Origin of the sequence: Nonomuraea sp. KM90 (assembly GCF_052246675.1) — a bacterium.
GTDB lineage: Bacteria > Actinomycetota > Actinomycetes > Streptosporangiales > Streptosporangiaceae > Nonomuraea.
Window position 1 is genome coordinate 99,187 of sequence record NZ_JBQQCB010000007.1, and the last position, 18,376, is coordinate 117,562.

General features: G+C 71.3%; 20 protein-coding genes. 7 read left to right on the top strand and 13 right to left on the bottom strand.

Annotated features, from left to right (window positions below; all coding sequences use genetic code 11):
• The first annotated feature begins 16 nt into the window (after window positions 1-16).
• Both ACTWPW_RS10840 and ACTWPW_RS10845 read left to right on the top strand, forming a co-directional pair.
• Window positions 17-1,072, top strand: a complete 1,056-nt coding sequence (locus ACTWPW_RS10840; RefSeq protein WP_443168593.1) for an NAD-dependent epimerase/dehydratase family protein — start codon at window positions 17-19, stop codon at window positions 1,070-1,072.
• A 184-nt stretch (window positions 1,073-1,256) separates the two neighbouring features.
• Window positions 1,257-1,937 carry a glycosyltransferase family 2 protein gene (locus tag ACTWPW_RS10845; protein WP_375116855.1) on the top strand — a complete coding sequence of 227 codons (681 nt, stop codon included), beginning with the start codon at window positions 1,257-1,259 and terminating at the stop codon, window positions 1,935-1,937.
• Here the strand turns inward: ACTWPW_RS10845 and ACTWPW_RS10850 are convergent.
• Window positions 1,907-2,845 carry a beta-ketoacyl-ACP synthase III gene (locus ACTWPW_RS10850; protein ID WP_375116854.1) on the bottom strand — a complete coding sequence of 313 codons (939 nt, stop codon included), beginning with the start codon at window positions 2,843-2,845 and terminating at the stop codon, window positions 1,907-1,909. The two genes, ACTWPW_RS10845 and ACTWPW_RS10850, sit on opposite strands and share 31 nt — an antisense overlap.
• 78 nt (window positions 2,846-2,923) lie before the next feature.
• Between ACTWPW_RS10850 and ACTWPW_RS10855 the strand changes: the two genes are divergently transcribed.
• Window positions 2,924-3,532 carry a TetR/AcrR family transcriptional regulator gene (locus tag ACTWPW_RS10855; RefSeq protein ID WP_375116853.1) on the top strand — a complete coding sequence of 203 codons (609 nt, stop codon included), beginning with the start codon at window positions 2,924-2,926 and terminating at the stop codon, window positions 3,530-3,532.
• Window positions 3,533-3,561: 29 nt separating this feature from the next.
• On the opposite strand, the gene ACTWPW_RS10860 is transcribed toward ACTWPW_RS10855, so the two are convergent.
• From ACTWPW_RS10860 to ACTWPW_RS10915, 12 genes are all read right to left on the bottom strand, one after another.
• Complete coding sequence (locus tag ACTWPW_RS10860; protein ID WP_364116879.1) at window positions 3,562-3,774, bottom strand: hypothetical protein; 213 nt, start codon at window positions 3,772-3,774, stop codon at window positions 3,562-3,564.
• Window positions 3,775-3,811: 37 nt separating this feature from the next.
• The gene (locus ACTWPW_RS10865; RefSeq protein WP_375116852.1) at window positions 3,812-4,162 is read right to left on the bottom strand and encodes a nuclear transport factor 2 family protein; all 351 of its coding nucleotides are present in this window, start codon (window positions 4,160-4,162) and stop codon (window positions 3,812-3,814) included.
• Window positions 4,163-4,166: 4 nt separating this feature from the next.
• Window positions 4,167-4,484, bottom strand: a complete 318-nt coding sequence (locus ACTWPW_RS10870) for a DUF3140 domain-containing protein (protein WP_364116875.1) — start codon at window positions 4,482-4,484, stop codon at window positions 4,167-4,169.
• A 45-nt stretch (window positions 4,485-4,529) separates the two neighbouring features.
• The gene (locus ACTWPW_RS10875) at window positions 4,530-4,976 is read right to left on the bottom strand and encodes a YdeI/OmpD-associated family protein (RefSeq protein WP_443168594.1); all 447 of its coding nucleotides are present in this window, start codon (window positions 4,974-4,976) and stop codon (window positions 4,530-4,532) included.
• Window positions 4,977-5,330: 354 nt separating this feature from the next.
• Window positions 5,331-6,347, bottom strand: a complete 1,017-nt coding sequence (locus tag ACTWPW_RS10880) for a LacI family DNA-binding transcriptional regulator (protein ID WP_375116850.1) — start codon at window positions 6,345-6,347, stop codon at window positions 5,331-5,333.
• 17 nt (window positions 6,348-6,364) lie between these two features.
• Window positions 6,365-6,634, bottom strand: coding sequence for a sulfurtransferase TusA family protein (locus tag ACTWPW_RS10885; RefSeq protein WP_443168595.1), 270 nt, complete (start codon window positions 6,632-6,634; stop codon window positions 6,365-6,367).
• A 12-nt stretch (window positions 6,635-6,646) separates the two neighbouring features.
• The gene (locus ACTWPW_RS10890) at window positions 6,647-7,471 is read right to left on the bottom strand and encodes a carbohydrate ABC transporter permease (RefSeq protein WP_375116848.1); all 825 of its coding nucleotides are present in this window, start codon (window positions 7,469-7,471) and stop codon (window positions 6,647-6,649) included.
• Window positions 7,461-8,399, bottom strand: a complete 939-nt coding sequence (locus ACTWPW_RS10895; RefSeq protein ID WP_443168678.1) for a carbohydrate ABC transporter permease — start codon at window positions 8,397-8,399, stop codon at window positions 7,461-7,463. The genes ACTWPW_RS10890 and ACTWPW_RS10895 overlap by 11 nt, the downstream gene beginning before the upstream one ends.
• A complete protein-coding gene (locus tag ACTWPW_RS10900; protein ID WP_443168596.1) occupies window positions 8,399-9,637 on the bottom strand; it encodes an ABC transporter substrate-binding protein in 1,239 nt (412 codons plus the stop codon). Before ACTWPW_RS10900 ends, ACTWPW_RS10895 begins: the two co-directional genes overlap by 1 nt.
• Window positions 9,638-9,657: 20 nt before the next feature.
• The gene (locus ACTWPW_RS10905) at window positions 9,658-11,265 is read right to left on the bottom strand and encodes an FAD-dependent oxidoreductase (protein ID WP_443168597.1); all 1,608 of its coding nucleotides are present in this window, start codon (window positions 11,263-11,265) and stop codon (window positions 9,658-9,660) included.
• Window positions 11,266-11,276: 11 nt separating this feature from the next.
• Window positions 11,277-12,293, bottom strand: a complete 1,017-nt coding sequence (locus ACTWPW_RS10910) for a LacI family DNA-binding transcriptional regulator (protein WP_375116844.1) — start codon at window positions 12,291-12,293, stop codon at window positions 11,277-11,279.
• Between the two features lie 157 nt (window positions 12,294-12,450).
• On the bottom strand, window positions 12,451-13,464 hold the full coding sequence (locus tag ACTWPW_RS10915) for a LacI family DNA-binding transcriptional regulator (RefSeq protein WP_375116843.1): 1,014 nt from the start codon (window positions 13,462-13,464) through the stop codon (window positions 12,451-12,453).
• Between the two features lie 111 nt (window positions 13,465-13,575).
• Between ACTWPW_RS10915 and ACTWPW_RS10920 the strand changes: the two genes are divergently transcribed.
• The 4 genes from ACTWPW_RS10920 to ACTWPW_RS10935 are packed head-to-tail and all read left to right on the top strand — an operon-like array spanning window position 13,576 to window position 18,353.
• Entirely contained in the window at window positions 13,576-14,847 is a 1,272-nt protein-coding gene (locus ACTWPW_RS10920) for an ABC transporter substrate-binding protein (RefSeq protein ID WP_443168598.1), read from the top strand.
• Window positions 14,844-15,755: a carbohydrate ABC transporter permease gene (locus ACTWPW_RS10925; protein ID WP_375116841.1), complete on the top strand. Its 912-nt coding sequence runs from the start codon at window positions 14,844-14,846 to the stop codon at window positions 15,753-15,755. The genes ACTWPW_RS10920 and ACTWPW_RS10925 overlap by 4 nt, the downstream gene beginning before the upstream one ends.
• A complete protein-coding gene (locus tag ACTWPW_RS10930) occupies window positions 15,752-16,516 on the top strand; it encodes a carbohydrate ABC transporter permease (RefSeq protein ID WP_364116854.1) in 765 nt (254 codons plus the stop codon). Before ACTWPW_RS10925 ends, ACTWPW_RS10930 begins: the two co-directional genes overlap by 4 nt.
• A complete protein-coding gene (locus ACTWPW_RS10935) occupies window positions 16,509-18,353 on the top strand; it encodes a glycoside hydrolase family 127 protein (RefSeq protein WP_443168599.1) in 1,845 nt (614 codons plus the stop codon). The genes ACTWPW_RS10930 and ACTWPW_RS10935 overlap by 8 nt, the downstream gene beginning before the upstream one ends.
• Window positions 18,354-18,376 lie beyond the last annotated feature (23 nt).

Below are 18,376 nucleotides of genomic sequence, written 5' to 3' on the forward strand. Positions count from 1 at the left end.
GTGTTGGATCGGCGGCATGCGCGTCTTGCTCACCGGCTCGGCAGGTTTCATCGGCAGCCACATCGCGGAGGCCCTCCACGGCGGCGCGATCACCCCGGGCCGCCGCGACGGCGAGGTGGTCGCCCCCGGCTCCGGCGGCTGCGAGGTGGTCACCGCGGACCTCCGGGACGGCGTGGACATCCGCGACCCCGACGCCCTGGACCGCCTCCTGCCCGGCGTCGACGCCGTGATCCACCAGGCCGCCAAGGTCGGCCTCGGCGTGAACGTGGCCGACCTGCCCGACTACGCCTCCGTCAACGCGTACGGCACCGCGACCCTCCTCGCCGCGATGGCCCGGCACGGCGTCGGCCGGCTGGTCCTGGCCTCGTCCATGGTCGTGTACGGCGAGGGCGCCTACGACTGCGCCCGCCACGGCCGCGTCCGCCCGGGCCCCAGGCGGGCCGGCGACCTGGCGCGCGGCGTTTTCGACCCCCGCTGCCCGCGCTGCGACGACGTCCTGACCCCGACGGTCGTCCCGGAGGAGGCGGCCCCCGACCCCCGCAACGCCTACGCCACCACGAAGCTGGCCCAGGAACACCTGGCCGCCAACTGGGCCCGCGAGACCTCCGGCACCGTCGTGGCCCTGCGCTACCACAACGTCTACGGCCCCCGGATGCCCCGGGACACGCCCTATGCCGGGGTGGCCGCGATCTTCCTGTCGGCCCTGCTGGCGGGCCGGGCGCCCCGGGTGTTCGAGGACGGGGGGCAGCGGCGGGACTTCGTCCACGTACGGGATGTGGCCCGCGCCAACGTCCTGGCGCTCGGGGTGGGGACGGCCGGGGAGCCGGCGGCGTACAACATCGCCAGCGGCACCCCGCACACGGTGGGGGAGCTGGCGGCGGCCCTGGCGGCCCAGACGGGCGGCCCGGACCCGGTGACGACGGGCGAGTACCGCCTCGGGGACGTCCGCCACATCGTCGCCTCCCCGGCCCGAGCGGCCGCCGAGCTGGGCTTCACGGCACGGATCACCTTCGCGGACGGCATCAAGGAGTTCGCCGGCGCCGCACCGGACGCGGGCGCGACAGGATCGTGAGGTGGAGCGAGGCCGCCGAGCCAGGCGGCTCTGTGCCGAGCCGGAAGCCGCCGTCGACGCGGGGGAAGGGCATGAGCGAGCAGGCCGGTCGGCGGGAGCGGCGTGGACCCAGGACGGCCGGGCCGGGCGTGATGTCATCGGTCCGTAAGGGTTGGGCGGGGGTGGCCGTTCTAGCGTCGGGAGCGTGATCGATGTCGTGTTGCCCTGCCTCGACGAGGCCGAGGCGCTGCCCTGGGTTCTGGAGCGGATGCCGCCCGGCTACCGCCCCATCGTGGTCGACAACGGCTCCACCGACGGGTCCGACCTGGTGGCCGCCGAGCTGGGAGCGGTCGTCGTGTACGAGCCGCGCCGCGGGTTCGGGGCCGCCTGCCATGCCGGGCTCCTGGCCGCCTCCAGCGAGATCGTCTGCTTCATGGACGCCGACGCCTCACTCGACCCCGCCGAGCTGCCCCTCGTCACCGGACCGGTGGCCGCTGGCCGCTCGGAACTGGTGCTCGGGCGGCGGGTGCCGGCGCGACGGGGGGCCTGGCCGGTGCACGCGCGGCTCGGCAACGCCGTTCTGGCCCGCCGCCTGCGGCGTACGGCGGGGGTGCCGGTCCGGGACCTGGGGCCGATGCGGGCCTGCCGCCGCGTCCCGCTGCTGGGGCTGGAGCTGGCCGACCGGCGGTTCGGCTATCCGCTGGAGATGGTGCTGCGGGCCGCCGCGGCCGGGTGGCGGGTGGTCGAGGCCGACGTACGCTACCTGCCCAGGGCCGGGCGCTCCAAGGTGACGGGCACCGTACGGGGGACGTTGCGCGCCATCGGCGACATGCGGGCCGTCATGGCCGCCCACCGTCAGGGGCAGCGGACCACCATCCCGGCATAGGACAGGTTGCCCCCGAAGCCGAACAGCAGCATCGGCGCCCCCTTGGCCACCTCGTCCCGCTGCAGCAGCTTCGACAGCGCCAGCGGCACGCTCGCGGCCGAGGTGTTCCCCGACTCGACCACGTCCTTGGCGACGATGGCGTTGACCGCGCCGAGCTTCCTGGCGACGGGCTCGATGATGCGCAGGTTCGCCTGGTGCAGGACCACCGCCGCCAGGTCCTCCGGGCGTACGCCGCCACGCTCGCACGCCCGGCGGGCGATGTCCGGGAGCCGGGTGGTGGCCCAGCGGTACACGGTCTGGCCGTCCTGGGCGAAGCGGGTGGGGGTGCCCTCGATCCGTACGGCGGTGCCCAGCTCCGGCGCCGAGCCCCACACGACGGGCCCGATCTCCGCCTCGGGAGCGGCGCTCACCACGACCGCCCCGGCCCCGTCGCCCGTCAGCACGCACGTGGTCCGGTCGGTCCAGTCGGTCACCGCGGTCATCTTGTCCGCGCCCACGACCAGGGCGTTCGTGGCCGCGCCCGCGCGGATGGCGTGGTCGGCCTGGGCCAGGGCGTGGGTGAACCCCGAGCACGAGGCCCCGAGGTCCATCAGGGCGGCGTCGGGCACGCCGAGCCGGGCCGCGACGCGGGAGGCGACGTTGGGGGCGTGCTCGGTCTGCGTACAGGTGGCGACCAGGACGAGGTCGATGTCGGACGCGGCCAGGCCGCTTGCGGCCAGCGCCTTGGCGGCGGCCTGCGCGGCCAGGTCCGTGACGCTCTCGCCGTCGCCCGCCACATGCCTGGTACGGATGCCGACCCGCTTGCTGATCCACTCGTCGCTCGTGTCCACGATTGCCGCCAGATCATCATTTGTCAGGACTTTGGCGGGTTGATAGTGGCCTGTGGCGACAAGTCGTGATCCATTCATGCGGCGGACTATAGCAAGCGAACGTTCGGACGCTAATCTGGCCGGTATGAGCTCGCCCACGCCCGCCGGGGCATCCGCATGAGCCCGCGCCGGTCCGTCGCCGAGGCGCTCGGCACGCGTGCGTCCATCCTCGACCGCTCGGTCGCCATCGCCTCCATGGAGGGGCTCGAAGGGCTGACCATCGGCCGGCTCGCCATCGAGCTGAGCATGAGCAAGTCGGGCGTCCTCGGGCACTTCGGCACCAAGGAGGCCCTCCAGCTCGCCGTCCTGGACCGGGCCGGGGAGATCTTCCGCGCCGAGGTCTGGGAGCCCGCCCTGCCGGCCGCGCCCGGCCTGGACCGGCTGCGGGTGCTCTGCGAGGCGTGGATCTCCTACCTGGAACGGCGGGTCTTCCCGGGCGGCTGCTTCTTCGTGGCGGCGGCACACGAGTTCGACGGCCGGCCCGGTGCGGTCCGGGACGCCGTGGAGTCACGGTTCGGTGTGTGGCGGGCCCGGCTGGCCAAGGAGGCCCGCCGGGCCGTGGACGCGGGCGAGCTGCCCGCGGGGACCGATCCGGGGCGGCTGGTCTTCGAGCTCATGGGGATGGCCATGGCGCTCAACCACACCATCCAGCTCCACGGTGATCCGCACGCCGCCACGTACGCCCGCGAAGCCGTGAACGCCCGCCTCACCCCGCCTTCCGCCTGACCCGAGTTCCCCGGCGGAGGCCCCGAGGATCAGTCCGCCGACAGGCGGTCGAACAGAGCCAGAGCCGCCTGCCTGACCTCCTCCGGTGAGAGCCCGTCCAAGGTCTTCCTGGCGTCGGTGATGTCGCGGGTGGTGGCCAGCGTGATCGCCACGGACGAGGCCGCGGCACGGTCGATCGATCCCGTCGGGGCGGCGTCGGCCAGTTCCTGGGCGCTCGCGGCGAGGTCGAGGTTGTCTCTCAACGGATCTCCTCGGGTGAAGACGGTTCGGCCCATTGCATCACTTGGCATCGTGCCGCATCCACCATTCGGTGAATTCCCGGCAGCGCCCGTCGGGCTCGAACCGGATCACCCAGAGGTTGCTGTACGTTTTGTCCGGATATGTCGTGACTCCTTGGATGACGCTGACGTCCTCCGTCACGGACACCGGATGCCACTCGAATGTGGCCTCACCTGGTTTGTCCTGCCGCCCCAGCCACTGCGAGACGATGTCGTCACGACCCTGCCACGGCGAGCTGTACGGCTCGGTGTAGTAGACCGCGTTCTCGGTGAACAGGGCGGCGATGTCGTCGGGATCGTTGGAGTTCCATGCGCGCACGTACCCCTCGATCCACGGGTGCGGCTCGACCATCGGGCTATCCTCTCAGCGGGTCATGTCCCACGGTCATGAGCTCCCGCCGCGACTCGTCGTCCGTCCGGTCGCCCATGGTCTCGACGAGGTCCACGACCTGGCGCATCACCTCGATGTCCACCTTGGTGAGGTCGCCCTTCCGCTTGCTCAGGACGTGCAGCACGCCCCGCCCCAGCTCGTCGATCCCCATGTCCGGGTCGGGCGGGAAGCCCTCCTCGTCGGAGGCCTCGGCGAGCAGGTAGGACCGCAGTTCCTCGGAGTTCATGTTGACCATCCGGTGGAACTCGTTCCACAGCACGTCGGTGTCAAAACCCTCAGTCATGACGCCCGTCTACCCGCCACGCCCCGCGTTACGCACCCGTGCCACCTATCCCACGCCGTCGGCGAGCTTGGCGACGGTGTCGGTGACGCGCCGCGCCCGGGTCTCCGGCTTCTTGGCGCCCTCGATCCGCAGGACGTGGCGCATCTTGCGCGAGTAGGACAGGCTCTCGAAGAACTTCCTCGCCTCGGGCGCCTGGTCGAGCGCGGCGGCCAGGTCGTCGGGCACGCGCGCCTCGCGGGGCGCGGTGTCGAGCGCGACCTCCACCTCGACCTCGTCGCCCGCGGCCACGCCGGCGCCCTGCCGGTTCTCGGCGCTGAGCGGCAGCATGAACCGGCCGCCCATCGGGGCCACGGTGCTGCGGTAGGTGTGGGCGTTGATCGTGACGGTCACGGCGGGCCGCCTCCCGCTCCCGAGCCCCTCGACGACCTCGGCGGGGACCTCGAAACCCGTGGCGGTCTTGCTGCCCAGCTCGATCGTGCTGCGGAATCTCATCGGAAGAACCCCTCCAGTCCGGGCGCCGGGCTCGACGGAGACGACCTGGCTGTGTCGAGGGTAGCCGCCGACAAAAAAAGTGGTCGATCCAGCACCTGGTGCCCAGGTCACGATTTACCGGATTTCGGGTCTCGTTTAGGTATGGGGGTACTCAGGCCGGGTCCCCCGCACTCGGACAGTCTGGAGCCGTCTCAGCGCGGGGGACGCCGGGACGGCTCCAAGAGAGCCTGCCGCGGAGGAGGGGACGGCACGTGCCGCGGGCCGGGGAACGGGTGGTCTGCCAGCCACCCGGAGGCCCCGCGCCCGCGGCACGCGCCGGGGAGCTCCCGGAGTCGGGCCGGGGGAGGCGAAGGTCTACGTGCCGGAGCGAACGGGCCCGGTGCTGCCGCGCGGCGTGAGGACGGCCGCCTGGTCCTCGTAGGGAGGCACGCTCTCGCCCGAGATCAGGGCGAGCAGGCGCTGCGCGGCGTGGGCGCCGTAGGCCGGGATGTCGCGGGTGAGCGCGGTCAGCGGCGGGCGTACGACCTGGGCCAGCGGCGAGTCGTCCCACGCCACGACGGACAGGTCGCGCGGCACCTCCACGCGCATCTCCTGGGCCACCGACAGGCCCGCCACCGCCATGATGTCGTTGTCGTAGATGATGGCCGTGGGCCGGTCGGGCGAGCTGAGCAGCCGTCTGGTGGCCCGGGCGCCCTCCTCGCCGGTGTAGTCGGTGTGCACGATGACGTGCTCGGCCACGCCCTCGCACGCCTGGAGGAACGCCTGGTCGCGGACGGCGGTGTGGACCAGCCGGGGCAGCCCGGCCACCCGCGCGATGCGGCGGTGACCCAGGGCCACGAGATAGCCGACGGTCTCGCGCACGGCCTCGCCGTCGTCGGACCAGACGGCCGACAGCGAGCCCGACTCGGAGGGGTGCCCGATGACGACGACCGGCATGCCGAGCCGCTCCAGCTCGCTCACCCGGGAGTCCGCATAGTGCAGGTCCACGAGGAAGACGCCGTCGATGCGGCTCTCGCCCCACCAGTGCCGGTAGACCTGGCTCTCCTGCTCGTGGCTGGCGACGACCTGGAGCAGCAGGGCGTAGGAGCGGTCGGCGAGCACGCCCTCGATGCCGCTGATCAGCTCCATGAAGAACGGCTCGACGCCCAGGATGCGCGCGGGCCGGCACAGCGCGAGGCCGACGCAGTTGGCCCGGGCGCCGTTGAGGGCCCGCGCCGCGCTGTTGGGCCGCCAGCCGATCTCGTCGGCGATGGCGACGATCCTGGCCCGCGTCGCCTCCGACACTCCCGGTTGCCCGTTGAGCGCGTAGGAGACCGCCACCTTGGACACTCCCGCACGGGTGGCGATGTCGGCGATCGTCGGTCGTCTCACGGATAGATATTAACCGCTTAAGCCGCGTGCCAGGGCTTCGCGTCCTGCGTCTCCTTGGCGGCCCCGGCCACGCGCAGCGCGTACGTGGCCCGCTCGGCCCCCTCCACCGGCCCCAGGTAGGTGTGCCCGGTCAGGTGGCACCACGCGGGCAGGTCCACGGGTGCGGCGGGATCCGAGGCGATCAGATGGATCACGGCGCCCGGGCCGGCCGCGCGCACGTGGGCGCGCAGCTCGATGAGCAGCTGCACGCACAGCTTGTCGCCGCCGTCCACTACGAGATCAGGCATGCGTATAGGAAATCATCCCTTGAGTCCCGTATGCGCCAAGCCCTCCACGAACTGCTTCTGCGCCACCACGAACACCACGAGCACCGGCAGCGCGGTCAGCGAGGCGGCGGCCAGCTGCACGTTCCACATGGGCCCGCCGTAGGCGTCCACGAACTGGGTGAGCGCCTGCGGCAGCGTGAACCGCTCGGGCGTGGTGAGGAACACGATCGGCTCCAGGTAGAGGTTCCAGCTGTGCAGGAATGTGAAGATGGCCACCGCGCCCACGGCGGGCCTGGCCAGTGGCAGCCCGATCCGCCAGAACGTGGCGAACCGCCCCAGCCCGTCCACCGCCGCGGCCTCGTCCAGCTCCTTGGGCAGCGCGAGGAAGAACTGCCGCATGATGAACGTGGCCAGCACGCTCGGCGCGCCCAGCACCGGGATGAGGACCAGCGGCCAGTGCGTGTCGGTCAGCCCGAGGGAGTGGAAGATCCGGAAGAGCGGGACGATCGTGACCTCGCTGGGGATCAGCAGGCCGACGAGGATCACCAGGAACAGCGCGTTCGAGCCGCGGAAGCGGATGCGCGCGAACGCCCACCCCGCGAGCGCCGACACCGCGAGCGTGCCGAGGGTGACGACGGCGGCGACGTAGAGGCTGTTCCAGTACTGCTGCGCGAACGGCTGCAGCTCGAACACCTGCCGGTAGGCGTCCAGCCGGGGGTTGCCGGGCAGCAGCGACGGCGGGAAGGCGAAGATCTCGCTCACCGGCTTCAGCGAGGAGGTGACCATCCACCAGGTCGGGAAGACGAACGGCACGCACAACACGCAGAGCACGCCGTACAGGAGCGTCTTACGTCTCAAGGAACACCCACCTCCTGCGCATCCGCCACTGCAGCACGGTGAGGGCGAGCACGATCACGAAGAGCAGCACCGACAGCGTGGCGCCGTAGCCGAAGTGGTGGAACTGGAAGGCCTGCTGGTAGAGGTAGTAGACCAGCACGGTGGTGGAGGTGCCGGGCCCGCCCTGGGTGAGCACCGCGATCTGGGCGAACACCTGCAGCGACCCGGCCACCGTGATGATCGAGGTGAGCAGCACGGTCGGGCTGATCATCGGCAGCGTGATCCGGGCGAACCTGGTCCAGGCCCCCGCCCCGTCGATCCTGGCCGCCTCGTACAGCTCCTTGGGCACGCCCTGCAGCGCGGCGAGGAACAGCACCATGTTGAGCCCGACGTTCTTGAACACCTGGACGCAGATCACCGACACCATCGCGCCGGTCCCGGTACGCAGCCAGTTGGGGCCCTCGACTCCCACGCTCTGGAGCAGGGCGTTGACGCCGCCGTTCGACTGCAGCAGGAAGCCCCACACGATCGTCCACGCCACCAGCGAGACCACCACGGGGGAGAAGAACAGCGTCCGGAACACCACCGTGCCGCGCAGCCGCTGGTTGAGCAGCACCGCGAGCAGCATGGCCAGCGACAGGTTGAACACCACGAGGCCGACCGAGAACACGGCGGTCGCGGTCAGGACCTTGGGGACGTTCGGGTCGGCGAGGAGCTGACGGTAGTTGTCGCCGCCGACGAACTCGAAGGTGTCGGCGAGCACGTTCCACTCGTGCAGGCTGTAGTAGACGACCAGGCCCAGCGGCAGGAACACGAACAGCAGGCTGCCGACCAGTTGCGGGGCCACGAACGCGTACCCGATCAGGTGGTCCCGGCGGCCGGCCGTCCACCAGCCGGCCCGGCTCGCGCGAGCCGGGCCGGCGGCGGTGCCGCGCAGTTCGAGCGCCATCACTTGGCCAGCATCGGCTGGATCGCGGTGCACACCCCGGTCAGCGTCTTCGCCACGTCGGCGCCCGGCTGCCAGAGCTGGTCGAGGCCGGCCCGCACGGTCTGGGCCAGCTCGGCCTGCCCGGCGTGGCTGGGCTTGACCCGGCCGTTCGCGATGCCGTCGATGACGACCTGCTGCAGCTGCTCGGGCTTCAGCAGCGGGTTGCTCTTGGCCAGGCCATCGGCGGTGAGGAGCTGGGTACGGGGCGGCGGGAAGTACTGGCCGAGCTTGGCGGAGTTCTCCGGGTTGGACAGGAAGGACAGGAAGTCGGCGGCCTTGGCGGCGTTCGGGCTCTTCTTGATCACGCCGATGCCGGCCTGGCCGATGACGCTGTAGGCGCCCTTCGGGCCGGCGGGCAGCGGGATCAGGTCCCACTCGAAGGTCGCGTCCTTGAGCAGGGAGGCCCGGGAGATCTGGGTGACCGTCATCGCGGCCTCACCGGCGAAGAAGTCGGCCGTGGTGCCGGGGGCGGGCAGCGCCTTGTCCTCGAAGATGGCCTTGTGCAGGAACGTCATCGCCTCGACCATCTCGGGCTTGGCGAAGCCGCAGGTCCTGCCGTCCTCGCTCCACGCCTCCGCGCCCCAGCCGCCCCATATGGTGGCCAGGTTGTCCCAGCCCTTGTAGTCGAAGTCGCGCACCACCAGCCCGGCCTTGCCCGTCTTCGCGTTCACGGCGGCGGCCGCCTCGACGGCCTGCTCCCACGTCCAGCCGGCCTTCGGCGCCTTCTGCCCGGCCTCCTTCAGCAGGTCCCGGTTCACGAACACGCCGAAGGGCGAGGTGGAGAACGGGTAGGCGTACAACTTGCCGTCGCGCTGCCAGAGCTTCGTCGTCGAGGGCGCCAGCTCCTCCGGCTTGACCAGGCTCTCCAGCGGCGCGAGGGCGCCGGAGCCGACGAAGTCGGGCGCGGAGTTCTCCAGGATCCAGGCCAGGTCGGGGGCGTTGCCGCCGGCGATCTGCGTGGTGAGCGTCGTGGTGTAGTTCTCGATCGGCAACGTGTCGAACTTGATCGCCGCCACGTCCTTGTGCGTCTTGCGATATTCGTCGGCGATCGAGTTCAGCAGGTTGAGGTGCTCGGCGTTGCCGGTCCAGATCGTCATCCGCAGCGAGGCGGGTCCGGTGGCGGCGGGCTCCGAGCCCGAGCCGCAGGCGGTCAGTACGAGCAGTCCCGCGAGGCCGGTGGCGGCCATGGTGATGCGCATCGGGGCTCCTAAAGGGGGGATCAGTAACCGGACACGTCCGGCCAGTGGAGTTCGACGCCCTGCTCCTCCAGGCGCTCCTGGAAGGCGGCGAGCAGGGTGGGGTCGTTCCGCACGGCGTGCGGGGCGGCGGACCGGTCGAGGCAGAACGCGGCCAGCGCGCCGGCGGCCTCCCCGATGTTCCATTCGACCGGATGCAGGCGGTAACAGCCGTTGGTGATGTGGGTGGTGGCCAGGTTCTTGCCCGCGGGGAGCAGGTTGGCCACGCGGCGGGGCAGCAGCGCGCCGAGCGGGATCTCGAACGGGCTGCTCGGCACGTCGAGGTAGTTGTCGCCGCCCGTCGAGGGGTGCAGGTCGATCCGGTACATGCCGATGCCGACCGAGTCGGTGTAGCGCGCGGCGCCCTTGTCACCGCGCACGGCCATGGACAGGTCCTGCTCGACGATCGTGTACTCGCCCAGGATGCGGCGCGACTCCCGGATGTAGGGCGCCTGGGCCAGGCCGTCGGCCGAGCCCGTCACGTCGCCGCGCAGCCGCAGCCCCGGCCAGCCGGTGCCCCCGTCGGGGCGCGGCGCCTCGGTCTGCAGCCAGTAGAGCACCGACCTGGACAGCTCGCGGGCCGCCCGCAGGTGGTCGGCGGCGTCCGGCACGTCGATGACCGGACCCTCCAGGTAGTCGATCATCGGCCAGTTCACCAGCGTGATGTCGCTGGCGTAGGCCCCCGGGACGAACAGGTCCCGCGCGGCGATCCTGCGGAAGGTCCACAGGTTGCCGTCGCCGGGGTTGCGCCGCTGGTCGGCGCGGACCGCCAGCGGGTCGTCGCCGGGGTTGGGGGTGAAGGAGCGCTCGGAGATCTCCAGCGTGCGCGGGTTCGGGGTGCGCCAGCCCAGCATCGGCCCGCCCCAGAACTCCGGCTGGTACGCCCGCCAGAAGTCGTAGCGCTCCGGCCGGTCGATCGTGTGGTCGCCGTCCACGTGGTCGATCGCGAAGCACACGGAGACGGCCTGCATGTTCAGCGGCTGCGCGGTCGCCGGGGCGCTGGGCTCGCCGGTGTCGGACTGGGACTCGAAGCCGGTCACGTACTCGGTGCCGGTGAGCGGCAGCAGCTCGCCCGTCTCGGTGGCGTCCAGGACGTACGGCGCGCTGATCCAGATCGTCTCACCCGGGTCGTCGCGGTGTGCCAGCCGCACCGCCGTCACGCGGTCGCCGTCCACCTCCGCCTCCACCGGCCGGTACGGCTGCAGCACGGTCAGCAGCCCGCCGCCCCGGTAGGGGGCCAGCATGGAGTCGAGCACCGCGACCGCCACCCGGGGCTCGTGGCACAGGGGGCTCACGTGGCCCGCCCCCGGGTTCAGCTCCCGCCAGGCGCGGGCGCCCTCGGTCAGCGGGTAGTGGCGGCGGTAGTAGGCCCGGATGCCGTCGCGCAGCGCCCGGTAGCTCGCGGTCACACCGAACCGCTCCACCCAGGTGTGCTCGTCGGGCGGGACGGCCTGGCTGGTGAGCTGGCCGCCGAGCCAGTCGTACTCCTCGGTCAGCACCACCCTCCGGCCCGCCCGCAGGGCAGCGAGCGCCGCGGCCACCCCGCCGAGCCCACCACCCACGATCAGCACGTCTGTGCTCGACTCGCGCAAGTCCGATCCCTTCATTTGCGTGCGGGCGCCAGCGTGGCGCCCTCGGCGTACTCGCAGGGCAGCAGCCGCTGTACGGGCTCGCCGCCCTCGATCAGTTCGGTCAGGTCCTCCACGGCCTGGCGTCCCATCTCCCGCCGGGGGATGCGGAAGCCGGTGAAGTCGATGTCCGTGGGGGCGGGCCGTGTCGGGTCGCCCAGCGTGAGGACCGACAGGTCGCCGGGGACGGAGACGCCGCGCTTGCCCAGCAGGTCGGTCAGGGCGACGCCGTCGGCGTACTCCTCGGCCAGCACCGCCGTCACGCCCGCGGCCAGTACCCGCTCGACCATGTCGGCGGGCTCGCCGGGGGGCAGCCGCAGCGGCTCGGGCACCGACTCGGCGAAGCCGCGGAAGCGGTCGGCGTACGACTCGGGGCTCGAGCCGTGGCCCAGGTACGCGAGGCGCTCGTGGCCCATGGCCCGGGTGCGCGCGACCAGTTCGCGGACGGCGGACTGGTAGTCGGCGCCGACGTACGGCACCGTGCCGCCCGCGTCGTCGCGGCGGCCGACCGACACGAACGGGTAGCGCTCGGCCACCAGCCTGGTCAGATCCTCGCGGTCCAGCTCGCGCCCCAGCAGCACGCAGCCGTCGGCCAGCCTGAGCCGGTGGTCCTGGTGGTAGACCCGCTTGCGGCCGGCCACGGTCGGAGCGCTGGTGAACAGCAGCAGGTCGCAGCCGCAGTGCTCGGCGCACTCCTCGATGCCGACGAGGAACGGGTGGAAGAAGTCACCGGTCGCGCTGGGGAAGACGGGCTCGTAGGTGAAGACGCCCAGGATCCGGTTGCGCCCGGCGGCCAGCCGGCGGGCGGCGGGGTCGGCCACGTAGCCGGTCTCCCTGATCACCCGCATGACGCGGTCCCTGGTCTCGGCCGGGATGCGGGAATCGGCGTCGGCGCGGTTGTTGAGCACCAGGGAGACGGTGGTCTGGCTGACGCCTGCCAGGCGGGCGATGTCGCGCTGCGTCAGGCGGCGTGCGGGGTCGGGGGGAGGCATGCGGAAGTCCTCAGCTAATGCGCATTAGCGCGTGGCGATGCCTGGAATTGTTCGCCGCGCGCCACTGGCGTGTCAAGGGTTTCCGCAGTGCTAATCCGGATTACCGGGATATGACGTCCGTGACGGACATGCCCCGCACAGACGCCGCCTCAGGGTGTCAGGAGACGCCGGGAGGGGAGGTCGAGTCGCGGATCACGAGCTGGCACGGCAGGGTGTGCACCCCGGGGGTGGCCTTGCCGTCGATGGCCGCGAACAGGTGCTGCGCCGCCGTCCTGCCCAGCAGTTCCAGGTTCATGTCCACCGTGGTCAGCGCCGGCCGGGTCTCGGTCGAGAGCACCTCCCAGTTGTCGTAACCCACCACCGCGATGTCGTCGGGCACCCGCCGCCCGCGCTCCCGCGCCGCCTCCACGAAGCCCGCCGCGATCTGGTCGCTGCCGCAGAACACCGCGTCGATCTCCGGCTCGGCCATCAGCAACATCTCGGCCGCGTGCCGGCCCCACCGCTGCGACCACACGCCGGACAGCGTCTGCCCGGCCTGCTCGACCCCCGCCTCGTTGAGAGCCCGGCGGACGCCCTCCTCGCGGTCGCGGGCCGCCTTGTAGTGGGCCGGGCCCGTGATGTGCGCGATCCGCCGCCGGCCCAGGGCCAGCAGGTGGTTGACGGCCATCGCCGCCGCCCCCACGTCGTCGGGGACGAAGGACACGTCGTCGGGGTCCTCGGAGGGGCCGTACGCGTACACGACGGGGACCGGCAGGTCCTTGCTCACCGAGGGCCGCGGGTTGGTGCTCTCGCCCACCACGATCAGCCCGTCCACCCGGCGCGACAGCAGCGCGCGCAGGTGGTGCTGCTCCCTGATCGCGTCGCCCCGCGCGTCGCACAGCAGCACCGCCATCTCCCCGGCCCCGAACGCGTCCTCCGCGCCGAGCAGCACCGGGATGCCGAACCGGCCGACGCTGTCGGAGGTCAGCAGCCCCACCGTCCGCGTCTGCCCCGAGAGCAGCCCCCTGGCCAGGGCGTTCGGCTGGAAGGAGAGCTCCGCCGCGGCGGCGAGCACGCGCTCGCGCGTAGCCGCCCGCACGTCCTGGCGCCCGTTGAGCGCCTTGGAGGCCGTGGCGATCGATACCCCCGCCAGCGAGGCCACATCGTTGATGGTCGCCCGCTTACCCGCCATACTTCGAAACCCTTTTCGGTGAATTGTGAACTGCTTAGCACCTTAGCACCCATTGACATGGGCTCATGTTTCTTCTACGTTTCCGAAAACCTTTAAGTCCAGGAGCACATCATGAGACGAAGGCTGGCCGGGATCTCCCTCCTCGGTGTGTTAACGCTCACAGCGGCGGCCTGCGGCAGCGGCGGCGGCGGGGGCGGCGGCACGCAACCGGCGGACGGTCCCGTGACGATCACCATGTGGACCCGCGCGGCCACCCAGACGCAGAGCGAGCGTCTGGTCAAGGCCTACAACAGCACGCACAAGAACCAGGTCAAGCTCACGGTCATCCCGACCGACAACTATCAGCCCCGCATCGCCGCCGCGGCCGGTGCCAAGCAGCTCCCCGACGTGTTCGCGGCGGACGTCATCTTCGTCCCGAACTACACCTCGCAGGGCCTGTTCATGGACGTCACCGACCGGGTCGCGGCCCTGCCGTACAAGGACAAGCTCGCCCCCTCGCACATGAAGCTCGGCACGCTCGACGGCCGGCAGTACACGCTCCCGCACACGCTCGACCTGTCGGTCTGGTTCTGGAACAAGGACCTGTACGAGAAGGCCGGCCTGGACCCCGAACAGGGGCCGAAGACCCTCAAGGAGTTCGCCCAGCACGCCACCACCATCCAGGACAAGCTGGGCAAGGACGGCAAGGTGCACGGCACCTTCTTCGGCGGCAACTGCGGCGGCTGCTACGTCTTCACCTTCTGGCCGTCCGTCTGGGCCGCCGGCGCGCAGGTCATGAACCCCGAGGGCACCACCTCGCTCAACGACCAGCAGGCGATGACCGACGTGTTCAAGATCTGGCGCGAGCTGTACGAGAAGAAGGCCACCGGCCCGACGGCCAAGGAGGAGCAGGGCCCGACCTGGACCGGCTTCTTCCCCAAGGGCGAGATCGGCGTCATGCCGATGCCCTCCACCACGCTCGGCCTGATGCCCAAGGAGATGAAGATCGGCGTCACCCCGATCGCCGGTCCCGACGGCGGCGAGTCGACGTTCGTGGGCGGCGACTCCGTGGGCATCTCGTCCACCTCCAAGAACGCGGACGCGGCCTGGGAGTTCCTGCCCTGGACGGTCTCCGACGAGGCCCAGGTCGAGGTCATGGCCAAGAACAAGGACGTGCTCGCGCGTACCGACCTGTCCAGCAACAAGTACTCGGCCGAGGACCCGCGCGTGGTGCTGATCAACTCGCTGGTCGCCAAGGGCCAGACGCCGTTCGCGCTGCGCTTCGGCCAGACCTTCAACGACCCGCAGGGCCCGTGGCTGCGCCTGGCGCGCGAGGCCGTGTTCGGGGACGCCGCGAAGGTCACCCAGCTCAACGCCGAAATCACGAAGTCGCTGCAGCAATGAGTTTGACGATCACCCGATCCAGGCGGGCGGCTCACTCAGCGCCGTCCGCCCGGTGGGGGAGCAGGAAGGTCCAGGGCTGGCTGTACGCGGCGCCGACGGCGGTCATCGTGGGCGTGCTGTTCATCGCGCCCCTGGTGCTGGTCGTCTGGATGTCGCTCAACCGCTGGCCCCTGCTCGGCCAGGCCACGTTCAACGCCCCCGCCAACTACCTCAAGATCGCCGACAACCCGCTCTTCATCGACGCGGTGCTGTTCACGCTGAAGTACACCGCGATCACCACCGTCCTGCTGTCGGGGGTGGCGCTCGGACTGGCGCTGCTGGTGCAGGAGCGCCGGCCGGGCGTGGCGTTCTTCAGGACCGCGTTCTTCCTGCCCGGCGCGGTCGGGTTCGCGGCGGCGGGCCTGCTGTTCTACGGGATGCTGAACAACGACTTCGGCCCGATCGACCCGATGCTGCGGGCACTGGGCGTCACCAGCGAGCCGGTCAAGTGGATCGGCACGCCGAACATGGCGCTGTTCTCCACGATCACGCTGGTCATCTGGCGCTTCGCCGGGTTCAACATGCTCATCCTGCTGACCGGCCTGCAGGCCATCCCGACCGAGGTGTACGAGGCCGCCAGGAGCGACGGCGCCAACCGCTGGCAGATCTTCACCAAGATCACCCTGCCGCTGCTGCGCCCGACGCTGGCGCTGATGCTGATCCTCAGCGTCACGGGCTCGCTGCTGGCCTTCGACCAGTTCTTCGTCTTCACCAACGGCGGCCCGGACAACAGCACGGTCTCGATGGTCATGGTCGTCTACCGGGACGCGTTCTTCCGCTTCGACCTCGGCGGTGCGGCGGCGCTCTCGGTCGTGCTGCTCGTGGCCCTCGTCGGGCTCAACACGCTCATGATGCGGAGGCTGCGATGAGCCGGTATCTCACGCTGTCCGCGCTGGCGGTGCTGTTCCTGTTCCCGCTGGTGTGGAGCGGCTACGCCTCGCTGGAGGAACCGTCCAACTACCTGGAGATGGCCCAGTTCGGCGAGGGGGTGGGGACGTACGCGACCAACAGCGTGCTGGTGTCGGTCATGACCGTGGGCGGCACGCTGGTCGTCTCGGCGCTCGGCGGCTACGGCTTCGCCCGCTTCGACTTCCCGGGCAAGAACCTGCTGTTCCTGGCCACGCTGGCGATCCTCATGGTGCCGTACGCGACGATCCTGATCCCGCTCTACGTCCTGCTCGGCTACCTCGGCCTGCAGAACTCCCTGGTCGGGCTCTCGCTGGTGTTCGTGATGTTCCAGCTGCCGTTCGCGCTGTTCATGATGCGCAACGCGTTCGAGGCGGTGCCGCGCGAGCTGGAGGAGGCGGCGCTGGTGGACGGGTGCGGCACGTTCCGGGCCTTCTCCAGGATCCTGCTGCACGCCGTGCGGCCGGCGCTGATCACGGTGGGCCTGTTCGCCTTCCTGGCCTCGTGGAACGACTTCTTCGCGCCGCTCATCCTGCTCAACGACGGCTCGTCGTTCACGCTGCCGGTGGCCGTGGTGAGCATGACGCAGCACACGTTCGGCGCGATCGACTACGGCATGCTCCAGGCCGGCGTCATGGTCATGGCCATCCCCTGTCTCATCCTCTTCATCGTGTTGCAGCGCCACTACGTGCGCGGATTCATGTCAGGAGCTCTGCGTGGCTAACCCTGTCCTGCCCTCATCGGGCGTCCTGTCCCCCCTCGGCCTCGACTCCGTACGCCTGCTGCCCGGCTTCTGGGGAGACCGGGCGGCGCTCAACCGTGAGGTCACGATCGCCCACTGCCAGGAATGGGAGGAGCGCGAAGGCTGGATCGGCAACTTCCGGGGCGAGCGGCCCCGCAGGGGGCGGGAGTTCAGCGACTCGGAGATCTACAAGCTGCTGGAGGCCATGGCCTGGGCCGACCACCCGGGCCTGCCCGCGCTGGCCCAGACCGTGGCCCAGGCCCAGGAGGGCGACGGCTACCTCAACACCCGCTGGTCCGGCAGCCGCTACACCGACTTCGAGTGGGGCCACGAGCTCTACTGCTACGGCCACCTCATCCAGGCCGGGGTCGCCCGGCTGCGCATGCACGGCGAGGACCAGCTGACCCGGGTCGCCGTCCGGGCCGCCGACCACGTGTGCCGCCGGTTCATGGAGGGCACCGAGACCTGCGGGCACCCGGTGATCGAGATGGCGCTCGTGGAGCTCTACCGCGTCACCGGCGCCGAGCGCTACCTGGAGATGGCCCGCCGCTTCGTCGAGCGGCGCGGCCTGCCCGCGCTCGCCGACATCCCCTTCGGCCGCGCCTACTACCAGGACGACCAGCCGGTCAGGCAGGCGCAGGTGTTCCGCGGGCACGTGGTGCGCGCGCTCTACCTGGCCTCCGGGGTGGTCGACGTGGCGGTCGAGACCGGGGACCAGGAGCTGCTGAAGGCGGTCGAGTTCCAGTGGGAGCGGACCGTCGCGCGGCGTACCCACCTGACCGGCGGCATGGGCTCGAGGCATGCCGACGAGTCGTACGGCGAGGACTGGGAGCTGCCGCCGGACCGGGCCTACAACGAGACCTGCGCGAGCATCGCCTCCATCATGCTGGCGCACCGGCTGCTGCTGGCCACCGGCGACGTCCGCTACGCCGACCTCGCCGAGCGCACGCTGTACAACATGCTGGCCACGGGCGTCGCGCTGGACGGGCGCTCGTTCTTCTACGCCAACCCGCTGCAGGTACGCGTGCCCGCGGTGCCGCTCGAAGGCGTCAACCACGCCGCCGAGGGCGGGCTGCGCTCGCCCTGGTTCGACGTGTCCTGCTGCCCGAACAACATCGCCCGCACGCTGGCCTCGCTGCCCGCCTACGTGGCCGGCGCCGCCAGGGACGGGATCGTGATCCACCACCTCACCCCGTCGGAGATCCGCCACGACGGCCTGGCGGTGCGGGTGGAGACCGGCTACCCGTGGACCGGCTCGGTGAGCGTACGCGTGCTGGAGGACGGGCAGGGCCGCATCGGCCTGCGCGTCCCGGCCTGGGCCACGGACGCGACGCTGGCGCACGTGCCGGTCTCGTCCCAGGACGCGCCGCTGCCCGACGGACCCGTCGTCCGGCCGGTGAACCCCGGTTACGCCTACGTCGAGGGCCCCTGGCGGGCCGGCGACGAGATCCGGCTGGAGCTGCCGATGCGGCCCCGGTGGACGTTCCCCGACCGGCGCATCGACGCGCTGCGCGGCAGCGCCGCGGTCGAGCGCGGGCCGCTGGTCTACTGCGCGGAGTCGGTGGCCGACGAGCCGCCGCTCGGCGACCTGACCGCGCGGGTCGACCCGCCGGTGGAGCACCCGGCGGGCGACGGGGCGGACGGCGTGGTGGAGCTGGAGGTGGCGGCCTCGATCGGCTCCGGCGGCAACGGCGGCTGGCCGTACGGTCCGGCGGGCGCGCACGGGGGTGGCGCGGACGTCCGGCTGCGGCTGGTGCCGTACCACCGGTGGGGCAACCGGGGCCCCGCCACGATGCGTGTCTGGCTCCCGACGATCTAGGAGACGTACGTGCGTAAACCGTT

What these genes read in the sequence shown, in the direction of transcription:
- ACTWPW_RS10840 (WP_443168593.1), top strand. Translation starts at nt 17, where the DNA reads ATGCGCGTCTTGCTCACCGGCTCGGCAGGTTTCATCGGCAGCCACATC.
- ACTWPW_RS10850 (WP_375116854.1), bottom strand. Translation starts at nt 2,845, where the DNA reads ATGAATGGATCACGACTTGTCGCCACAGGCCACTATCAACCCGCCAAA.
- ACTWPW_RS10855 (WP_375116853.1), top strand. Translation starts at nt 2,924, where the DNA reads ATGAGCCCGCGCCGGTCCGTCGCCGAGGCGCTCGGCACGCGTGCGTCC.
- ACTWPW_RS10865 (WP_375116852.1), bottom strand. Translation starts at nt 4,162, where the DNA reads ATGGTCGAGCCGCACCCGTGGATCGAGGGGTACGTGCGCGCATGGAAC.
- ACTWPW_RS10870 (WP_364116875.1), bottom strand. Translation starts at nt 4,484, where the DNA reads ATGACTGAGGGTTTTGACACCGACGTGCTGTGGAACGAGTTCCACCGG.
- ACTWPW_RS10875 (WP_443168594.1), bottom strand. Translation starts at nt 4,976, where the DNA reads ATGAGATTCCGCAGCACGATCGAGCTGGGCAGCAAGACCGCCACGGGT.
- ACTWPW_RS10885 (WP_443168595.1), bottom strand. Translation starts at nt 6,634, where the DNA reads ATGCCTGATCTCGTAGTGGACGGCGGCGACAAGCTGTGCGTGCAGCTG.
- ACTWPW_RS10895 (WP_443168678.1), bottom strand. Translation starts at nt 8,399, where the DNA reads ATGGCGCTCGAACTGCGCGGCACCGCCGCCGGCCCGGCTCGCGCGAGC.
- ACTWPW_RS10900 (WP_443168596.1), bottom strand. Translation starts at nt 9,637, where the DNA reads ATGCGCATCACCATGGCCGCCACCGGCCTCGCGGGACTGCTCGTACTG.
- ACTWPW_RS10910 (WP_375116844.1), bottom strand. Translation starts at nt 12,293, where the DNA reads ATGCCTCCCCCCGACCCCGCACGCCGCCTGACGCAGCGCGACATCGCC.
- ACTWPW_RS10915 (WP_375116843.1), bottom strand. Translation starts at nt 13,464, where the DNA reads ATGGCGGGTAAGCGGGCGACCATCAACGATGTGGCCTCGCTGGCGGGG.
- ACTWPW_RS10920 (WP_443168598.1), top strand. Translation starts at nt 13,576, where the DNA reads ATGAGACGAAGGCTGGCCGGGATCTCCCTCCTCGGTGTGTTAACGCTC.
- ACTWPW_RS10925 (WP_375116841.1), top strand. Translation starts at nt 14,844, where the DNA reads ATGAGTTTGACGATCACCCGATCCAGGCGGGCGGCTCACTCAGCGCCG.
- ACTWPW_RS10930 (WP_364116854.1), top strand. Translation starts at nt 15,752, where the DNA reads ATGAGCCGGTATCTCACGCTGTCCGCGCTGGCGGTGCTGTTCCTGTTC.